The following is a 17,982-nucleotide window of genomic DNA, read 5'->3' on the forward strand; positions in this document are numbered from 1 at the left end:
ATCAGCTCTGGAGAATCTGTGGAATCCGGTTCCAATCCAGCTGCCCGGCCGGCACCGGGCGTCCAAACCAGTAGCCCTGCCCCAGATCGCAGCCGTGCTCGAGCAGGAAGCCCGCCTGCTCGACCTGCTCGATCCCCTCGGCATGAACCTGCATCCCCATGCTCTGGGCCAGCGCAATGATCACCCGCACAATCGCCGCGTCATCCTCATCCCACGGCAACCCGGCAACGAAGCCCTGATCGATCTTGAGTTTCTGTACCGGCATTCGCTTGAGGCGCAGCAACGACGAATAGCCTGTACCGAAGTCATCGATGGCCAGCCGCACGCCCAACTCGCGCAATCGGTGCATCTGCTCCAGCGCGACTTCCGGGTCATCCATCACAGCGCTCTCGGTGACTTCCAGCTCCAGACAGGCAGGATCCAGCCCGGTTTCGTGCAGCACCTTCGCCACCTGCCCAAACAGCTCACGGCGGGCGAATAGTCGAGAAGAAACATTCACCGCGACAAACGACAACACCACCCCGGCCTGCTGCCACCGGCACATCTGCTCACACGCCTGGCGCATCACCCAGGCATCAATTTCGGCGATCAGACCGGTGCGCTCGGCAATGGGAATGAATTCTGCCGGCGACACCAACCCTCGCTGCGGATGCTCCCAGCGCACCAACGCCTCGACGCCGATCAGGCGACTGGTCTTGAGGTCGTGAACCGGCTGGTAATACACCCGCAACTCCTGCTGCTCCAGCGCACGGCGCAATTCGAATGCAGTCTCAACCCGCTGCTGGGCATGGGCGGTCAACTCTTCGGTATAGAGGGCGTAGCCGTTGCGGCCGGCACTTTTGGCCTTGAACAGCGCCGAGTCAGAGTTGCGCAACAGCTGCTCGGCGCTCAAGGCGTCGCCAGGGAACAGGCTGATGCCGACGCTGATATTGACGAACAACTGATGCCCGTCGATCTGGAACGGCTCTTTGAGGCCATCGATGAACCGCTGAGCCAGCGCCGCCGCGTGCACCATTTGCGGACAGCTTTCAGCGAGCACGGCGAACTCGTCACCGCCAAGGCGCGCCAGGGTGATTCCCGGGCCGACCATCGCTTTCAAACGCTCGGCAACGCCCTTGAGCAGTTGGTCCCCAATGCTATGCCCGAGGCTGTCGTTGATCATCTTGAAGTGATCAAGATCGATCATCAGTAACGCGCAGCCGCGCTTGTGGATCTGCGCCGAAGCCAGGGCCTGCTCGGTGCGATCGGTGAACAGCAAGCGGTTGGGCAGATCGGTCAGCGGATCGTAGTGAGCCAGGTGCGTCAGCTCATGTTCGGAGTTCTTGATTGCGCTTATGTCGGAAAACACCGCCACGTAATGGCTGCGCCGCCCCCTCTCGTCATCAATGATGCGGATGGTCTGCCATTGCGGGTAGATCTCGCCGCTTTTGCGACGGTTCCAGATTTCCCCGCTCCACTCGCCGGTGCTGTTGAGTGTCGCGAACATCGCCTGGTAGAACGCCGGCGGATGATGACCGGACTTGAACAGGTTGGGGCGCTGGCCGAGCACCTCCTCGCTCTGATAGCCGGTGATTGCCATGAAGGCGCGGTTCACATGAACGATCAAGCCTTCGCTATCAGTGACCAGCACGCCTTCGCGGGTGCAATCGAACACCGCGGCCGCCTGACGCAAACGCTCGCGCTCCTCAGTGCGTTCACGCAATTTTGCGCCGATCCCCAGGCAACGAAACAATCGCGCCCGGGCGAGGAAAATCAAACCGGCACTGAACACCACCCAGGCATAACCGTTGATCAGTTGCCATCGCATTAGCTCAGCGGAGCTATCGAAGAAACTGTTCAATAAATAACCGCTAAACAGCAGCCAACCTACAGAAACCAGAAGGTAAAGCAGCGCTGCACGCAAAGCATCGCGATAGGTGGCAGACATTCGGCCGTCCATGTCCCTTCAAAAAGGATGGAATTATAGTTTAAAGACACATCCAGCCACTCTTATCTGAAAGGGCGACTGGTTTTATCTGTGAGCTTAGTGATAATGCAACGGCTGTTATTTTCTTTATCGAGGGCCCTATAGCCTATGTGGTACGAAGGTTTTCTCGGCTTGTCGCCCTGGTCACTGGTGGCAGTCACCCTGCTGATGACCCACGTGACGATCATCGGCGTCACGGTCTATCTGCATCGTTATTCAGCCCATCGCTCGCTTGAGCTCAATGCTGGCCTGAAACATTTCTTCCGCTTCTGGCTGTGGCTGACCACGGCACAGAACACCCGTGAGTGGACCGCTATCCACCGCAAGCACCACGCCAAATGCGAAACCGTCGATGACCCGCACAGCCCGGTCATCAAGGGCTTGTCCACGGTTCTGCGCAAAGGCGCCGAGCTGTACCGCGCCGAAGCGGAAAACCCCGAGACGCTACGCATCTACGGCAAGAACTGCCCTGAAGACTGGATCGAACGCAACCTGTACAGCCGTTTTCCGCTGCTGGGCGTGGCGATCATGGGCGTTATCGACCTGCTGTTGTTCGGCACCATCGGCATCACCATCTGGGCGATCCAGATGATGTGGATCCCGGTCTGGGCCGCCGGCGTGGTCAATGGCCTGGGCCATGCCATCGGCTACCGCAACTTCGAATGCCGCGATGCGGCGACCAATCTGGTGCCGTGGGGCATCCTGATCGGCGGCGAAGAACTGCATAACAACCATCACACCTACCCTAATTCGGCAAAACTGTCGGTGAAGAAGTGGGAATTCGATCTCGGCTGGGCCTGGATCCAGGTCTTCAGCTTCCTGCGTCTGGCCAAGGTTCAGCGGGTCGCGCCCATCGCCCATCGGGTCGAAGGCAAAGGCAACCTGGACATGGACACCGCCATGGCGATCCTCAACAACCGTTTCCAGATCATGGCCCAGTACCGCAAACTGGTGATCGCTCCGCTGGTCAAACAAGAGCTGGAAAAGGTCGATCACTCGGTCCGTCACCAGTTCCACCGCGCCAAGCGCCTGCTCTCGCGGGAAACCAGCCTGCTGGATGACAAACACCACATTCGCATCCAGACCATGCTCGAGCACAGTCAGGCGCTGAAGGTAATTTACGAGAAACGCCTGGCCTTGCAGCAGATCTGGGTCAAGACCAGCTCAAATGGTCACGACATGCTGGCCGCCATCAAGGATTGGGTACACGAAGCCGAAGCCAGCGGGATTCAATCCCTGCGCGACTTCGCCGATCAGTTGAAAACCTACTCCCTGCGCCCCGCCGCTGTCTGACGCCGTTGATCGGTGCGCCCCGTTCGTGGGCGCACCCTTCGGAACTTAGCTCTAAATCCCCTATCTCAAAGACACTTCGCCATCCAGGCGGGCTCTGGTATTGGCCGCTTTCGAACCTCGAGCGGCACACGCCCTTTGAGATTTTGTGTCGATGGTCAATAAAAGCCTACAAGACTCATCCCTCCCGCAGTGGCCCGAGGCCGCGCAAACCTTGCTCGCGCTGATGCATGCACAAGGCGAAGTGGCGCGACTGAGCGAACGCGAACAGCTGTTCAGCGCTCTGCTGGTGAGCGTCAACGCGGTGCTTTGGGCCTTCGACTGGGAATCCCGTCGGGTGCTCTATGTCAGCCCCGCGTATGAACGGATTTTCGGCCGCTCCGCAGGCTTGTTGCTGTCCGACTACAACCAATGGCGCGACAGCATTTACCCCGACGATCTGGACTATGCCGAACGCAGCCTGGCCGAAGTACTGGTCAAAGGCGCCGTTGAAGACCGCGAATATCGAATCATTGCCGCCGACGGCCAGGTCCGCTGGATCAGCGACAAATGCTTCATCAACCGTCAGGCCGAGCCGGGGCAACCGGTGATCATCGTCGGCATTGCCGAAGACATTACTGACAAGAAGCAGATGGAAACCGAGCTGCAACGCCTGGCCACCACCGACGTGCTGACCCAGAGCAGCAACCGCCGCCACTTCTTCGACTGCGCCCACCGTGAATTCGAACAGGCACGGCACCAAGGCACGCCGCTGGCATTCCTGCTACTGGACATCGATGACTTCAAAGTAATCAACGATACCTACGGCCACCAGGAAGGCGACAACGTGCTGCAACGAATCGCCGAGAGCGGTCGCGCGACGCTGCGTCGAGGTGATGTGTTCGGGCGAGTTGGCGGTGAGGAATTCGCCGCGGTGTTTCCCGGCTGTGCGCCAGACATGGCCATGCAAGTGGCTGAGCGCCTGCAACGGGAGATTCAGCGCTTGAGTTTCAGCCATGGCGACCAGACCTTCGGCATCACCGTCAGCCAGGGCCTGACCAGCCTCACCGCCGAGGACGAAAGCGTCGACAGCCTGTTTGCCCGCGCGGATGCGGCAATGTACCAAGCCAAACACCAGGGCAAGAACCGCATCGTCTCCGCCTGATTTATGGATCGTTCCCACGCTCTGCGTGGGAACGATCTACCGGCGTTATTTCTTGCGCAAGCGCATCAGCTCCGGCAAACCGATCTTGAGCAACCGCGCCGTCCGGCTCTTCGCCAGTTCCTCAATGCCCTCATGCTCGGTCAGTCGCGCCAGTTGCGCAGCCATGTTCATCACCAGCGCTTCGCGGGAGTAAACCCCGCCACCGAACTGGTAGACCGCCGCAATCAGTTCTCGCAGCTCCAGCGGCAGGCGCCAGCGAGTGCGAAGCGCCGAACCATAAGCCGCGCCGAATTCGGCCAGCGCCTCGCCGACCTCCTCCCATTCATCTAGCTCACCACCGGCCTGCTTCCACTCCTGCAAACACCGCAACAACGCAAGGTCACCGAGGCGATGCAGCATGCCGGCGCAATAACAACGCTCCTGATCCAGATCCAGCAAGCGCGCCAGGGTCCGGCCATACTCGGCGGTGCGCAGCGACAGCTCCCAATAGCGCTCGGCATAGTCGGCCAGAAACGGATCGCTGAGGCGGGCACTGCGCTTGAGGGCCAGCCCCAGAATCAGGTTCATGCTTTGCCCGGTGCCGAGGCGGTGCAGCGCCTGGGACAGGGTTTGCACGGCGGCGCCATGGTGCTGGGCCGCGCTGTTGGCGGCGGCGATCAGCACAGCGGTGACTTGCGGATCGGTACGGATCTCGTCATGCAGCAGTGTCAGGTCGAGGCCATTGGGATTGAGGCTGCGCTTGACCGCCAACTGCACGTCAGTCATCAGCGGCGCACCGTCGGCAAACTCACGACGACGCTCCAGGTAAACCGCCAACGTCATGCCTGGCGACAGCGAAGGCGTTTCGCAAGACACCTCTTCACCGGCGTTCAACAGCAAATCCTGCAGGCGGTGGGTCAGGCTTTCCATGTTCAGGGGTTTGGTCAGGTACGCCGCAGGCGCCAGCGGTAGAGCTTCGCGAACGCTGGCGCTGTCGTTTCGGCTGCTCATCAGAATGAAGGGCAGCGGCGGGTTGCGTTTGCGCTGACGGACATTGCGCAAGACATTCAAACCATCGACGCCGGGCAGCTCCCAGTCGACGATCACCAGGTCATAAGGATTTTCCGCCAACAGTTGCAGCGCTTCCTGACCATTGGCACACAGGTCCAGCCGTGCGTCGCAGCGCACATTCAACAACACCTGCTTGAGCAGGTCGCGGGACCAGGGGTCGGCCTCGGCAATCAGCACACGCGGCGCAGCGGGTAACACCACAGCAGTCATTTACACACTCCAAAGTAGTGCTTGCACCTTAGTCAATGCTGGCCATTCGATACAGCGCATTTGCCATCGATGGGTTCCATGGACACAAAAAAACCCGCCGAAGCGGGTTTTTTGTCGATCAGTTCACAAATCGATCAGAGCTTGGAGATCACAGCTCGGAGAAGCACTCTTCGATGATTGCCAGACCTTTGTCCAGTTGCTCGTCCGGCGAAGTCAGCGGTACCAGGACGCGCAGAACGTTGCCGTAAGTGCCGCAGGACAGCAGGATCAGACCCTTGTCGCGAGCCTTGGCCACAACAGCGGCTACCGCTGGAGCGTTCGGCTTGTGGCTGTCGCCATCGACGAACAGCTCGACCGCGATCATCGCGCCCAGGGCACGGACTTCGCCGATCACCGGGTACTTGGCCTGAATGGCTTTCAAGCCAGTGACCAGACGCTCGCCGACCGCTTTGCAGCGATCCAGCAGGTGCTCTTCTTCGAACACTTCCATCACGGCCAGGGCCGCGGCGCAAGCGATCGGGCTACCAGCGTAAGTGCCGCCCAGGCCGCCTGGAGCAATGGCGTCCATGTATTCGGCCTTGCCGCAAACACCGGCCAACGGGAAGCCGCCAGCGATGGATTTGGCGAAGGTGGTCAGGTCGGCAGCAACGCCCATCTGTTCCATGGCGAAGAAGGTGCCGGTACGACCAGCGCCAGTTTGTACTTCGTCAGCGATCAGCAGGATGCCGTGCTGGTCGCACAGAGCGCGCAGACGCTTCATGAATTCTTTAGGTGCAACGTAGAAACCACCTTCGCCCTGAACCGGCTCGATGATGATTGCAGCGATGTCACGCGGTTCGGCGTCGTTCTTGAAGATGCGTTCGATGCTGGCGATCGAATCGTCGATGCTCACACCGTGCAGCTCGTTCGGGTACTGCGCGCGGAAGATGCCGCCTGGCATCAGGCCCATGCCAGCCGAGTAAGGCACGACTTTACCGGTCAGGCCCAGGGTCATCATGGTGCGACCGTGGTAAGCGCCGGTGAACGCGATCACGCCGGCACGGCCAGTGGCGGCACGGGCGATCTTGATGGAGTTTTCCACGGCTTCGGAGCCGGTGGTCACCAGCAGGGTTTTCTTGGCGAAATCACCCGGCACCTTGGCGTTGATTTTTTCGCACACTTCTACGTACGGTTCGTAAGCCAGTACCTGGAAGCACGTGTGGGTCAGCTTGTTCAGCTGCTCGGTCACGGCGGCGATGATTTTCGGGTGCACGTGGCCGGTGTTCAGCACGGCGATACCGCCGGCGAAGTCGATGAACTCGCGACCTTCAACGTCGGTCACGGTGGCGTTCTTCGCGGACTCGGCGAAGATCGGGTGAATCTGGCCAACACCGCGTGGTACAGCGGCTTCGCGGCGTTTCATCAGGGATGCGTTAGTCTTGCTCATAAAGTCCTCATTCACCGCTCATCGGGCGGCGTGGTTCAAGGAAAATGCGGCGGGGAGGCAACTACGGCAGCATGCGATGATCGACTGCCACAGCTTTCCCGGCCACAGAGAAAATTCCGTTTGAAGCACGCAAAGGGACAGCGCTCTCGTGCCCTTTGCGTTTGAAGCAATGCCTTGCCGGGCTTATCCCTTCGAGCTTAGATGCCCAGGCAGAGGTATTTGATTTCCAGGTAATCTTCGATGCCGTACTTGGAGCCTTCACGGCCCAGGCCCGACGCCTTGATGCCGCCGAACGGCGCGACTTCGTTGGAGATCAACCCGGTGTTGACGCCGACCATGCCGTATTCCAGGGCTTCAGCCACACGGAACACACGACCCAGGTCGCGAGCATAGAAGTACGAAGCCAGACCGAACTCGGTGTCGTTGGACATCGCGATCACTTCGGCTTCGTCTTTGAAGCGGAACAGCGGAGCCAATGGACCGAAGGTTTCTTCCTTGGCCACGGCAGCGTTTTTCGGCACGTTGGTCAGGATGGTCGGCTCGAAGAAGTTGCCTTCCATGACCTTGCCACCTGCCAGAACGGTTGCGCCTTTGCTGATCGCGTCAGCAATGTGTTCTTGAACCTTGGCCACGGCTTTTTCGTCGATCAGCGGACCCGTGGTGGTGCCTTCTTCCAGACCGTTACCGATCTTGAGTTTGGCCACGGCCACTTTCAGCTTCTCGGCGAACGCGTCGTAGACCGAATCCTGAATGTACAGACGGTTGGCGCAGACGCAGGTCTGGCCGTTGTTGCGGTATTTGGAAATGATCGCGCCTTCGACGGCCTTATCCAGGTCCGCGTCGTCGAACACGATGAACGGCGCGTTGCCGCCCAATTCCAGGGACACTTTCTTGATGTCCTTGGCGCATTCAGCCATCAGCTGACGACCGATTTCGGTCGAGCCAGTGAAGGACAGTTTGCGCACGATCGGGTTGCTGGTCAGCTCGCTGCCGATGTCGCCGGCGCTGCCGGACACCACGCTGAACACACCGGCAGGAATGCCGGCACGCTGAGCCAGTTCAGCCAAAGCGAATGCGGAAAACGGAGTTTGCGAAGCAGGCTTGAGCACCATGGTGCAACCGGCGGCCAGAGCCGGGCCGGCTTTACGGGTGATCATCGCGGCCGGGAAGTTCCACGGAGTGATTGCAGCGGTCACGCCGATTGGCTGCTTGATCACGATCAGGCGCTTGTCTGGCTGGTGGCCCGGAATCACGTCACCGTAGACGCGCTTGGCTTCTTCAGCGAACCACTCGATAAAGGAAGCGGCGTAAACGATTTCGCCCTTGGCTTCGGCCAATGGCTTGCCTTGTTCGAGGGTCATCAGGCGAGCCAGGTCGTCCTGGTTCTCGATGATCAGTTCGAACCAGCGACGCAGCTTGTTCGCACGGTCCTTGGCGGTCAGTGCACGCCAGGCCGGCAGCGCTTTGTCAGCGGCTTCGATTGCACGGCGGGTTTCGGCAGCGCCCATTTTCGGCACGGTGCCCAGAATTTCGCCCGTTGCCGGGTTGTTGACGTTGATCGTCTGACCATTGTCCGCATCAACCCAAGCGCCATCGATGAAGGCTTGCTGGCGGAACAACTGGGTGTCTTTAAGCTGCATGTCGGCTTTCCTTAACAGCACCGCGGCAAGCGCGGAGCGAATTATGATTGTAGAAAGGCGCCTTATAGGCTGCCGTCAGGGAAATCATTCACCGGGCTGAAGCACATAAATAGCGCACTGATTGAAACTCGTGCGGTTCAGCACCCAGACAAGAGCGTTTGAAATCTCAAACGAATCCTAGGATCAAAGGGGGTAAAGGACAATAGCCTGTTCGAAAAAAAGAACGAAAACGCCGCATTTGCCTAATTTTTCTGATCAACGTAGCAATCGCAGGTTACGCTTTGGAAAAACGCAGGCGATTCAGCAGCATGGACGCCCGCAGTGCATATGAGTATCATGGCGCCCGCATTGCACCAGTAGCTCAGCTGGATAGAGTACTGCCCTCCGAAGGCAGTGGTCGTGGGTTCGAATCCCGCCTGGTGCACCATATAGCAGTCTAGACCTGTCTCAGACAGTCTACGAAACACCCCAAGAAGCCCGCCCTGTGCGGGCTTTCTTGTTTCTGGCTATCCATCCCTGTCTACCCCTATAACTTCACGCCGTGTATGCCCACGTGTATGCTTTGAGATTCATTGAACTGGAGGCATACACGCAGTGAAGCGTACTGAAATCAAACGCCGCCCACTGGCCGACACTACTCTCGCAGGATTGGAGCCGGAGAATGCGACGTACCGGGAGCAAGACGGCAACGGCTTGTATTTTCGGGTGAAGGCAAATGGGCAGAAGTCGTGGGAGTTGCGCTACAAAAAACCAGACGGGAAATGGTCCTGGCTGGGCCTAGGCGGTTACCCCGAAATCAGTGGTTCGCTAGCCAGGCAGAAGGCGGCGCAACTGCGGGATGACGCATCGACTGGTAAAAATCCTTTAGTCAGTAAGCAGGCTCGTAAGATTGCTGACCGGGTGGCTGCCAACAACACTTTCGAAGCATTAGGCCGCGAATGGTTTGAGGCTAGGCGCTCAAGCTGGGAAGCCGGCACGTCCCGTCGAGTCCTTGGAGCCCTGGAGCTTCACGTATTCCCCGTTTTCGGCAAACGCATCTACACAGAAATACTGCCCCTTGAATGGATGGAGTTTCTGCGCGGCATGGAGCAGAAAGGGATCATTGAGCAAATGGGCAGAGTTCGGGCCTTCTGCAAAGAGATCTATGACTTGGCACGCGTGACAGGTCGAGCGATCCACAACCCCCTTGAAGGCCTCAATAAATTTCTACAGACGCGCAGTGCTGAAAATTATGCACACGTATCAATAGAAGAGTTGCCTGCATTACTTCGCGCCATCAACTCTTACCCTCACGCGAAGGACGTCCGTCTAGGTCTCCGATTGCTGGCCTTATTAGCGGCACGCCCGAGCGAGATTCGAGAAGCACGCTGGTCAGAGATCGATCTCAACAAAAAGCTATGGACGATCCCAGCCGAGCGAATGAAGCGTCGGCGCGAGCATGTAGTGCCTCTATCTCGGCAGGCCATTGAAGCGATAACGGAGCTGCGCACGCTAACAGGGGCATACCCCCTTCTCTTCCCTGGAAGAAAAGATCGAACCATCCCCCGTAGCAATACCGTCTTTCTGATGGCGCTGCGCAGACTGGGATACGCGGGCCGGCAAACTGGCCATGGCTTCCGCCATATCGCGAGCACGATCCTTAATGAACAAGGCTTTGATGAGAACCACATTGAGGCCCAGCTTTCTCATGTCAAAGAAGGAATTGCAGGGGTGTACAACAAGGCGGTGTACCTGCCTCAGCGCAAAGTCATGATGCAGTGGTACGCAGATCATCTTGATGAGCTAGTAGTTGGCAATGTCGTGCAAGGCCAATTTGGAAAGGTGATATGAAACTCCTTATCCACTCCCCCCCAAAAAACGGTGTTACGCGTGTTACAGGTGTTACGCCAATCTGTAACTTATTGAATATAAAGGGCTTAGCTCACGTTACACGAAGAAATGCTCAACGCTACACGACGTGTTACGCGGTCGAATCGTGTAACAACACTGGCCCAGCCACCTCACTGTTGGTCGAGGAGAACCGTGTCGTGAAACGCTGCATCCATGACGCCAAGCGGGGCCTAGGGGCGGTGAATGGACGATGAGAATATGCCGATTGGCCGCCTGGAGATTGCTGGCTTCGATGTCAGTAATTTGCTGTGGGAACAAGACGACATCGAACAGGCCGTGCGTGAGTTAGCGTTATATTCGCCGTTTCGAGATCATTTCAAAGAAGCGCTGGAGCTGGCCAATTACGCCACCTCATTCTGGCTTGAGGATGGCCGCTATCCTGATCGAGCAGGGTCGGTGGTCGCTACGGTGTTTCGACTCCGCGACGAGATCGAGGACGATGCCTGCTGCGCTGATGCAGGTTCATTACCGAGTGTCATTCGACAGACCCTTAGCATTGACCGCGATGATGCGGACTCGCAGCTCGTGGCGACTTACGCGCTGGTGCAGAGCATTCAAGCTGTTCAGGTTCTCGCCAATTGGCTCTTTGAAACCGAACTCTACGTCTTCGACCTGGACGCAGACCTCATAGCCCAAATGCAAGCGACAGATCCCAAGAAATATTCCGCACTTGCCGAAAAGGAGCGACTTAAGGATCCAGCCGGGGAAATTGACGCTCGTGAATCCTTCCGCGCATTTATGGGCGATGCCGACAAGGCGCTCATGCTAGCGAGTCTCTACAGACAAGTTGAGGACACCGACGTATCGAAGGGTAATTTCAAAGTGGCTAATTTTCTAAGTGAGGCGCTGAGTAAAGCGTTTTCCGCCAAGGCCTCGCAAAGAGGCGCGGCTGCGGGCAAGGCCAACAGAAAGCCGGAGTCGGTAAAGCAGCAGGATGCCGCGAAGCTTTTCGAGCGCATTCGCAGTGCGGCTGACCGTCACATTTTGGCCAATCCTACTATTTCAGAGCTAGACCTGAAAAAAGCCTTGGTGAAAAAAGAACGCATAGCGTCTGAGCCTACCGTTAAAAAATACCTCATCATGGGTGGATACCTACCTCGATAAATTTCAATCAAAAGCAAACCGTGTTTGCTTTTTTTCCCCTCTCTAGTCTGTGCCTGTCTCTCACCATATAGGCACAGCTATGAACTCCCCTCTCCAAGAAGTAAACAGCAATACCACGATGGCAGAGCTTTCTCGTAAGGCTCCTGCAAGTCCTTACACGTTGCTTGAGCTATTTGATGCCGCCTCCACGCTGATTCGCGTGAAACAGGTCATGGCAATCACTGGTATTGGTCGTGCTACCGTTTACAAACTGATGAACCAGCCTGAGAGCGGTTTTCCACAAGCCGTAAAACTCACCAATAGCACGGCACGCGGCGCGCCTGTAGCGTGGGTTCTGTCCGAAGTCCAAGCATGGGCACGCAGCCGCATTGAGGCCCGTGACCAGGTGGCCGCATGAAGCGCAATTACAACCCTTTTAAGGGGCCGTTTCTCGACTCCTACAGCATCGGATTTCGCCTCTATCAAGCGGGAGCAATCAACTGGCGCCACCGCACCATCGCCGGTGTGAGCTGGAACGGCGAAGAGCAGGAAGCATTCTTTTTCAACCCGGATGGCCTCGTTCTCCCACTCAAAGCCAATCCTTGGGAACTGCCCGAACTGATCCGCAAAAACGCGATGCGCAGAGAATTTTCGAGCGTCCACGGCACCGGTTATTTCGCAATGAGTGACAGCCGCCTCGCCTCACTGAAAACGCGAGGTATGACCGACTGGGTCACCTACTGGCTGGTGGATCAGTCGGCGGGGTACGCGAACGATCTGGCGGTCTGGCAACGCATCACGGATGAGGATCTCGCCGTGGAGAAAACCGCCACCGAGCGCCTTCACCACGACATGCGCTTGACCTCGGATCTGTCCCGCTATGTGGAGGAATGCCTGGCACAGCAGCGCGATCTGCTCGCGGTAGAACACCGCCGACGGTGCGTCGAGGACAGCAAAATCTTGGCTTGGCTCAAAGGCGAAACACCGCCCCCCCTGTTCACCAACATGCAGGAGGCGGCATGACTCCGACCTTTCTTCCCCACCAAGCATTGGATCTTGTCGGTGTACTTGAAGCGTCTCTGCCTTCTACCGCAGAGATCAAAGGTCGCCAGCGCTTGCTGACCCTCCGCGATCAAGCGATCTCGGCCGGCGCTCAGGTGCTAATTGTGCTGTGGCATGACCTGGAGTGGACGTTGTTAGCGATTCAGCTACCCGCAGACGTGGTGATCAGCGACGCGCGCGAGCTGATTCCCAACCTCCTGCGCAATCCCGAAGCGCTACAGCAGATGCGGCAACGCGCCGGCCAAGGCAACCACTTGCAGTGGCTCACCCTCGCCCGTCCCATCACTACCCAGCACTAACGAAAACGCCCCCGGGAGCGATCCGGAGGCGTTGAGGTAAATCTACATGCCCACACAATTTATGCCGCATCGGAAAAATGCGCAAGATCTCTACACGGTTGCACTTTTGAAATCGGGACGTTACTCTCTGGCCGTCGCTGCAAATTCAGCGATTGGGCTTGGCGGCCCAAACAGTACAAGGCGCAACAGCGCCCCCATTACGATTGCAGGCGCTTTTTTTGTGCCCGCACTCCTGTGTTATGGCGGGTTGCGTAGGAGCACCCTCGGGTGCGCCGGTCTCCTTGTACGCCGGTCCGCCAATCCTGCGCAATCCGTCACCCATATCTGCTTGGCGGCAGACGGTGACGGTTCCTCAGTACAAGGAGCCTCACATGCAACACGCCCTCAATCCGTCCAAAAATCGCGCCGCTGCCCATCGGGCAATGGCTCTCGCCGCTTTACACGCCAACTCCAGCCTCGCTACACGCCTCACTCGATACAACGCTCACATGGCCAAAGCCCGCGCGCTCGAAACCGCAGGCGGTGCCCAATGAACCAAGCCCTAAGCTTCTCCCTGCCCGAGGATCTGCTTTGCGTCCACAAAGGCGCCGAAGCCGGTGTGCCGATTGACGCCATCACCTGTGCCGTGGATCGAGCCAACTCCGTGCTCTTGCTTCTTGAGGATCAGTTCGAGTGCGACGGCCCACGTCTGGCCAACCATGTCATCGCGGCGGCGCTGTGGGATGTTCGAGGGACGTTGGGTCTGATCCGCACCCTCGCCGTGCACGCCGACAACTCCACTCGGTCACCCATGAGTGGAGGCGCCCAATGAACCCTTCCATTGCGATCAATACCGTGGGGGGAGCCACCTTTGCCAAGTGCAACGCTCAGAATCAGCCACTGTTCCGTATCAATGCCGGCATATCGTGCGAGGAAGCGCTCGAACAAGCTTCTCTACTCATGGATTGTGTAAACAAGCTCACTTTCTTGAGCGGCATGGAGAATGACAACGACGCGATGGTCTGGGCTTCGCATTATTTGAGCGAGATGGCCAAAGCCATCATTGATGACGTTACCAGCGGGTTGCAATTGGCCCAAGGCGGTGGCGTATGAAGGCCTCTACCTCCAATGCCCGTCGCCCCACGTTCGCCCAAGTCAAAGCCGTTGCGCTGCAGAACATTGATCGCGTGCTTGCTCACTGGCTGCCCAACGGTAAACGCGTCGACAGTGGCAAGGAATACACCGCCGCCAATCCGACCCGCGCCGACAAGCGCGCCGGCTCCCTCAAGGTTAACTTGAGCAAAGGCACCTGGGCGGATTTTGCCACCGGCGACAAAGGTGGCGACCTGATCGATCTGGTGCGCTATCTCGACGGCGGCACCGACGTCGAAGCCTGCAACAAGCTGGCGGATCTGCTGCGCGTTACCGCTGGGGCGGCTGAATCGAAGCCAAGCCCCGGCAAAAGCAAAACACCGGAATGGCTGGCCATTCAGCCGATTCCGGCTGAGGCCATGAGCAAGTGCCCGGCCAAACACCGGCAACACGGTACGCCGTCCAAGGTTTGGATTTATCGCGACGCTCAAGGCCAGCCAGTGTTGGCCCTCTATCGCTTCGACTTGGGCCCGGATGAAGACGGCAAGCCGCGCAAGGTGTTTGCCCCGTTGACCTGGTGCCAACGGGCCGACGGTCAAACGCAGCAATGGCGCTGGCAGGGCCTGCATGAGCCGCGTCCTCTGCTGCGTCTGGATGAACTGGCGCAACGCGCAGAGGCACCGGTCATTCTATGCGAAGGCGAAAAGGCCACCGACGCCGCGGCGGAGTTGCTGCCCAGCTACGTGGCCACGTGCTGGCCGAACGGCTCGAACTCCTGGCACAAAGCCGACCTGACACCGCTCAAAGGTCGGTCCGTGGTGTTGTGGCCAGACAACGACGCCAGTGGCAAAAGCTGCATGGATGCCGTCGCGGTACAGTTGCAACAGATCGGCGCCGCGTCGGTGCGCGTGATCGCTCTGGATGTCTTCAAACGCAAGCCCACGTTCAAGAATGACCAACCGACGTTCGCCAAGGGTGGCCAATGGGAAGACGGTGACGACGCGGCCGATGCCCAACCCAAAGGCTGGACGGCGGCGCACGTCACCGAGTTGGAACGCAGCGGCGAATTGTTCGGTGTGGAGGCGGAAAAAGCACCGGTCGAACAGCCCGAAGTCAAAGCCAAGCCGGCGAGCAAGCGCGCCGCGAAACCCAAAAACGATCTGCTGCCCGGCGGCTTTCGTCTGACAGCCGAAGGTGTGTTTTATTCCGGCGACGATGGCGAAGCGCGCCCGGTGTGTTCGCCACTGGAGATCCTGGCGCGTACCCGAGATGCGCAGGGTCATAACTGGGGTTTGCTGGTCGAGTTCGACGATCCCGACGGGGCGAAAAAGCGTTGGAACATTCCGGCACGAACCATGACCGGTGACTTCGGTAAGGACGTACTCGGCCCCTTGGTAGATATGGGCTTGCGTCTGGCCGGCAGTCGCTCCGGACGCAATGCGCGCAACGACCTGCAAAGTTATCTCGGCGGCTTTGATAGCGCCCAGCGCGCACGACTGGTTACCCGTTTGGGCTGGCATGACAGCGCCTTCTTGCTGCCCGAACAGCAGGTCGGCTTGCACACCGAACACCTGCACTTCTATGAGGCCGGCGCTCAGCTTCCACCCATCAGCGAAGCCGGCACTCTGGAGCAGTGGCAAGAACAAATCGGCGCTTTGTGCATCGGTAATCACCGTTTGGCATTTGTGGCCAGCGTGGCGTTTGCCGGTCCGCTGCTGCACATGCTCGGCCATGAGTCGGGTGGCTTTCACCTCTACGGTGACAGCTCGGGCGGCAAAACCACCCACCTGCAAGTGGCTGCCTCGATCTACGGCGGACCGCGTCTGGTGCGTTCCTGGCGCTCGACGGATAACGCACTGGAGTCCATCGCCGCCGCGCATTCCGACGGGCTCCTGGTGCTGGATGAAATCGGCATGTGCGACCCGCGCATCATTGGTGAAACGGTGTACATGCTCGGCAACGGCACCGGGAAGGCTCGCGCCAATGATCGAGGACAAGCGGGCCGCCAGGTGCAGGAGTGGCGCTTGCTGTTTCTCTCGACCGGCGAGAAGACCTTGGCGCAGCACATGGCTGAAGCCAATAAGGAACTGAAAGCCGGTATGGAAGTGCGGATGCTCGCCGTACCAGCGGATGCCAGCAAGGGCCTGGGCATGTTCGACGTACTGAACGGGTTTGATGACGCGGCCGCCCTCTCCGATGCACTCAAGGCACGGGTGGCCAAGTACTACGGCACACCGCTCACCGCCTTCCTGTCGGCCCTCTGTGAGCCCGGTAAGCGACATGGTTGGTCGGCGATCCTGCGCCACACCTTGGAAGGGTTCATCGCCAAGGCGCTACCTGCCTCGGCCAGCGGTCAGGCGCATCGTGCGGCGGCCCGTTTCGGTCTGGCGGCCGCCGCCGGCGAACTGGCCACCGCGATGGGGATTACCGGCTGGCCCGATGGCGCCGCCACCACCGCAGCCCGGGTGTGCCTCAATGCCTGGATGAATGAGCGCGGCGGTGCTGGCAACTTGGAAGGGGACGCGATCTTGGCGCGGTTGCGTCAGGTCATCGAGCGCTTCGGTGAAAGCCGTTTCACCCGCTGGGAGTCGGCCGCCGCGAAGATCGATGAACACGGTCCACGCACCATTGACCGGCTGGGTTTTCGAAAGACGCTGGAGCATGGCCTCGGTGACGCGTTGCACACCACCAACACCTACTACGTGTTGCCGGAGGCTTGGCGTTCCGAGGTGTTCAAAGGCATGAACATCAACGCGGTGAACAAGGAGCTGATACGCCGAGGTGTTCTTGAGCCCGGGCCGGACGGCAAAGCCTCCTGCGCCGTCCGATTGCCCGGTCTGGGCACTCAGCGTTGCTACGTAGTGAAGACGGTACCGGGGACGGATGAAAGCGAGGCTCAGGCCGCCTGACGGTGAGCCTGCTGACTGAGGAAGAGCCGGCTTAATCGGCCTCGCCAGCCACTGCGAACCCCTACCCAATAATCAGGACACAATCCATGAACCGAATTGAACAACTGAAAGACGCACGCGCCAATAAAGTCATCGAAATGGAGGCGCTCAAAAAGGAAATACCACCATTTGAGGCAGCACTTCACAGCGAGGACGTCATTCACCAAGGTCGAGAGAGCGACGTCAGGCATGAAATCAGCAGTCGCCAAATCAAGATCGACTCGATCGATCATCAGATCTTCCGACTCGACCAAACACTGGATCGCCTGGAAAAGCTGGCCAATCGAGAGAGCCTGATGGAGGGCTACATTACCGACATGGCTAACTGGATGGCGGATGAGCTGGAGCTTAACGATAAACGGCAAAGCCTGAGCACTCGCCTGGAGGAAATTCGCCAGCAAGCACAGGAAGAGATTACCAACGCACGGCAGGCTGAGACTGAGGCGGCTACCGCTTACGCACAGGCCGTAGCGTGGGGCGACGTCGACGGCGAAAAAGCAGCTAGCACCGACGCTCAGAAAGCCGCGAAAAACCTCACTACCGCGAGCGAACAACATCGCCGCCAGCTCCTGATCATCACCGCCTTGGAGCAAGAGCTGGCCATCGTAGACCGACACATCAGTGAGGCTCAGGTAGAACACCAAAAAATTGAGGAAACAGCCTTGCGGCTGGCCCACAACGCACTGGAGGAAGCATGGAATGAAGCCGCCCAAACGCTGCTGGATGTAGGAGGCAAGCTGTACGCCGCTGCTCGGCTGATAGGCCGCGACCCGGTGTCCTTAATGAAGCTCGACATCCCCGAGCAGGGTGAAAACTTCGGCAGTTGGAGGTGGGGCGAACTGGCGGACCGTGGCCGCCAGCATCGCACGCGCGATCTGCTCTCGATGTAACTGCCGAGGCCCC

Annotated in this window: 16 protein-coding genes and 1 tRNA gene; 13 read left to right on the top strand and 4 right to left on the bottom strand. The window is 58.8% G+C overall.

Features of this window, described 5'->3' with window-relative positions; translation table 11 throughout:
- Position 1: 1 nt before the first annotated feature.
- Positions 2-1,927 carry a phosphodiesterase DibA gene (dibA, locus tag CKW16_RS06285; protein WP_095127658.1) on the bottom strand — a complete coding sequence of 642 codons (1,926 nt, stop codon included), beginning with the start codon at positions 1,925-1,927 and terminating at the stop codon, positions 2-4.
- Positions 1,928-2,074: 147 nt separating this feature from the next.
- Between dibA and desA the strand changes: the two genes are divergently transcribed.
- Positions 2,075-3,259 (top strand): delta-9 fatty acid desaturase DesA, encoded by a 1,185-nt coding sequence (gene desA, locus CKW16_RS06290; RefSeq protein ID WP_056745676.1) that lies wholly within the window; start codon positions 2,075-2,077, stop codon positions 3,257-3,259.
- A 151-nt stretch (positions 3,260-3,410) separates the two neighbouring features.
- Positions 3,411-4,400, top strand: a complete 990-nt coding sequence (locus CKW16_RS06295; protein WP_095127659.1) for a sensor domain-containing diguanylate cyclase — start codon at positions 3,411-3,413, stop codon at positions 4,398-4,400.
- Positions 4,401-4,445: 45 nt separating this feature from the next.
- Here the strand turns inward: CKW16_RS06295 and CKW16_RS06300 are convergent, their stop codons facing one another.
- From CKW16_RS06300 to gabD, 3 genes are all read right to left on the bottom strand, one after another.
- The gene (locus CKW16_RS06300) at positions 4,446-5,660 is read right to left on the bottom strand and encodes a response regulator (protein WP_095127660.1); all 1,215 of its coding nucleotides are present in this window, start codon (positions 5,658-5,660) and stop codon (positions 4,446-4,448) included.
- 148 nt (positions 5,661-5,808) lie between these two features.
- Positions 5,809-7,086, bottom strand: a complete 1,278-nt coding sequence (gabT, locus tag CKW16_RS06305; protein WP_095127661.1) for a 4-aminobutyrate--2-oxoglutarate transaminase — start codon at positions 7,084-7,086, stop codon at positions 5,809-5,811.
- Positions 7,087-7,283: 197 nt separating this feature from the next.
- Positions 7,284-8,726 carry an NADP-dependent succinate-semialdehyde dehydrogenase gene (gene gabD, locus CKW16_RS06310; RefSeq protein ID WP_095127662.1) on the bottom strand — a complete coding sequence of 481 codons (1,443 nt, stop codon included), beginning with the start codon at positions 8,724-8,726 and terminating at the stop codon, positions 7,284-7,286.
- Positions 8,727-9,076: 350 nt separating this feature from the next.
- Here gabD and CKW16_RS06315 point away from each other — a divergent pair.
- From CKW16_RS06315 to CKW16_RS06360, 11 genes are all read left to right on the top strand, one after another.
- Positions 9,077-9,153, top strand: a tRNA-Arg gene (locus CKW16_RS06315).
- 167 nt (positions 9,154-9,320) lie between these two features.
- Positions 9,321-10,556 carry a tyrosine-type recombinase/integrase gene (locus tag CKW16_RS06320; RefSeq protein WP_095127663.1) on the top strand — a complete coding sequence of 412 codons (1,236 nt, stop codon included), beginning with the start codon at positions 9,321-9,323 and terminating at the stop codon, positions 10,554-10,556.
- A 243-nt stretch (positions 10,557-10,799) separates the two neighbouring features.
- A complete protein-coding gene (locus CKW16_RS06325; RefSeq protein ID WP_095127664.1) occupies positions 10,800-11,720 on the top strand; it encodes a hypothetical protein in 921 nt (306 codons plus the stop codon).
- 79 nt (positions 11,721-11,799) lie between these two features.
- Entirely contained in the window at positions 11,800-12,117 is a 318-nt protein-coding gene (locus CKW16_RS06330; protein ID WP_095127665.1) for an AlpA family phage regulatory protein, read from the top strand.
- Positions 12,114-12,722 carry a hypothetical protein gene (locus CKW16_RS06335; RefSeq protein ID WP_095127666.1) on the top strand — a complete coding sequence of 203 codons (609 nt, stop codon included), beginning with the start codon at positions 12,114-12,116 and terminating at the stop codon, positions 12,720-12,722. The genes CKW16_RS06330 and CKW16_RS06335 overlap by 4 nt, the downstream gene beginning before the upstream one ends.
- Positions 12,719-13,060 carry a hypothetical protein gene (locus CKW16_RS06340; RefSeq protein WP_095127667.1) on the top strand — a complete coding sequence of 114 codons (342 nt, stop codon included), beginning with the start codon at positions 12,719-12,721 and terminating at the stop codon, positions 13,058-13,060. The genes CKW16_RS06335 and CKW16_RS06340 overlap by 4 nt, the downstream gene beginning before the upstream one ends.
- A gap of 371 nt (positions 13,061-13,431) precedes the next feature.
- A complete protein-coding gene (locus CKW16_RS32265; protein WP_167362914.1) occupies positions 13,432-13,593 on the top strand; it encodes a hypothetical protein in 162 nt (53 codons plus the stop codon).
- A complete protein-coding gene (locus CKW16_RS06345; protein WP_095127668.1) occupies positions 13,590-13,871 on the top strand; it encodes a hypothetical protein in 282 nt (93 codons plus the stop codon). Before CKW16_RS32265 ends, CKW16_RS06345 begins: the two co-directional genes overlap by 4 nt.
- On the top strand, positions 13,868-14,152 hold the full coding sequence (locus CKW16_RS06350; RefSeq protein WP_095127669.1) for a DUF3077 domain-containing protein: 285 nt from the start codon (positions 13,868-13,870) through the stop codon (positions 14,150-14,152). The genes CKW16_RS06345 and CKW16_RS06350 overlap by 4 nt, the downstream gene beginning before the upstream one ends.
- Positions 14,149-17,040 carry a DUF927 domain-containing protein gene (locus tag CKW16_RS06355; RefSeq protein ID WP_095127670.1) on the top strand — a complete coding sequence of 964 codons (2,892 nt, stop codon included), beginning with the start codon at positions 14,149-14,151 and terminating at the stop codon, positions 17,038-17,040. Before CKW16_RS06350 ends, CKW16_RS06355 begins: the two co-directional genes overlap by 4 nt.
- An 86-nt stretch (positions 17,041-17,126) precedes the next feature.
- Positions 17,127-17,969 (top strand): chromosome segregation protein SMC, encoded by an 843-nt coding sequence (locus CKW16_RS06360; RefSeq protein ID WP_095127671.1) that lies wholly within the window; start codon positions 17,127-17,129, stop codon positions 17,967-17,969.
- Positions 17,970-17,982 lie beyond the last annotated feature (13 nt).

Origin of the sequence: Pseudomonas sp. Irchel s3h14 (genome assembly GCF_900187425.1) — a bacterium.
Lineage (GTDB): Bacteria > Pseudomonadota > Gammaproteobacteria > Pseudomonadales > Pseudomonadaceae > Aquipseudomonas.